This window comes from Kitasatospora sp. NPDC093558, assembly GCF_040683475.1.
GTDB lineage: Bacteria > Actinomycetota > Actinomycetes > Streptomycetales > Streptomycetaceae > Kitasatospora.
This window is the reverse complement of the sequence record NZ_JBFBDY010001302.1, coordinates 1-1,176: the sequence shown is the minus strand read 5'-3', so window position 1 is coordinate 1,176 and position 1,176 is coordinate 1. Positions and strand designations below refer to the sequence as shown.

2 protein-coding genes are annotated in these 1,176 nt (G+C 75.4%); both read left to right on the top strand.

The window, feature by feature from the left end:
- Nucleotides 1–174 precede the first annotated feature (174 nt).
- Nucleotides 175–642 carry a GreA/GreB family elongation factor gene (locus AB0O00_RS40540; protein WP_363659667.1) on the top strand — a complete coding sequence of 156 codons (468 nt, stop codon included), beginning with the start codon at nt 175–177 and terminating at the stop codon, nt 640–642.
- Nucleotides 643–681: 39 nt separating this feature from the next.
- A partial coding sequence (locus AB0O00_RS40535; RefSeq protein ID WP_363659666.1) for a class I SAM-dependent methyltransferase occupies nt 682–1,176 on the top strand: 495 nt, incomplete at its 3' end.

Sequence of the window (1,176 nt, the reverse complement as noted above, 5' to 3'; positions counted from 1 at the left end):
ACCGCCGGGCCGGCGTTGGCTTGCCGGGAGCTCACCGCGCCGGGCGCCCCACCACACCCGGCGGCGAAGCGCAAGCGGAGTTGCCCCGGCCAGCGCGCGGTGAGCTAATGGAGCCGTGCGCGCACGTCCCGTCCCGTCCGACCAGCACCCACCCCGCACCCCCGGGAGCACGTCATGACCGACGGACCCGAGCCCATCAGCGCCGACGCCCTCCACGCCCTCCGACAGGAACTGACCGAGCTCCGCGTCGGCCGGGACGCCGTCGCCGGGACCCTCCGCGAGGGCGAGCCGACGGGGGACCGCGCCGACGAGGCGGACGAACTGCAGCGGGCCGACGACGTCACCCGCATCGACCGCCGGATCGCCGAGATCGAGGAGCGCATCCGCGAGGCCGCCCTGGCCGGCCCGCCGTCCACCGAGGCGGTGGGGGTCGGCAGCACCGTCACCGTACGGTTCGCGGACGGCGAGGAGGCGACGTTCCACCTCGGCGAACTGGCCGAGGAGCTGGACGAGGCCCTGATCACCGCCGACAGCCCGCTCGGCCGAGCCCTCCTCGGCTGCCACGCCGGCGAGACCGTCACCTACGACACCCCCGACGGCACGACCCACACCAAGCTCCTCTCCCTCGGGCCCCGCGCCTGAACACCCCACCCCCGAGAGCCCCGAGCCGGAAGGCCCTGCATGAGCGTCACGACCCGGTACCGGAACGCCTGGGAGGGCTTCTGGCAGGCGGCCCCCGACGAGCCGGGCGGCGTCATCTGGGACGCGGACCCGTCCCGCACGGCCGCCCGCCACGTCGCGCTGTTCGAACCCCATCTCAAGGACCGGCAGTTGCCCGTCCTCGACCTCGGCTGCGGCAACGGCACCCAGACCCGCTACCTCGCCGAGCACTTCCCGCACGCCCTTGGGCTCGACCTCTCCCCCGCCGCCCTCGACCTCGCCCGGCGCCAGGACCCGGACGGGCGTGCCGAGTTCGCCCAGCTCGACGCGACGGACCACGCGGCGGTCCTGGAACTGCACGAACGCCTCGGCGACGCCAACGTCTACGTCCGCGGCGTGATCCACCAGAGCGAGCCGGCCGACCGGCAGCCGGTCGCCCGGGCCGTCGCGACGCTGGTCGGGCGGCGCGGCCGGGCCTTCGTCGTGGAGCTGTCCGAGGCGGCGAAGCCCGTCCTC

Bases quoted from the DNA above. Each gene is read 5' to 3' on its own strand.
- AB0O00_RS40540 (WP_363659667.1), top strand. From the start codon at position 175: ATGACCGACGGACCCGAGCCCATCAGCGCCGACGCCCTCCACGCCCTC.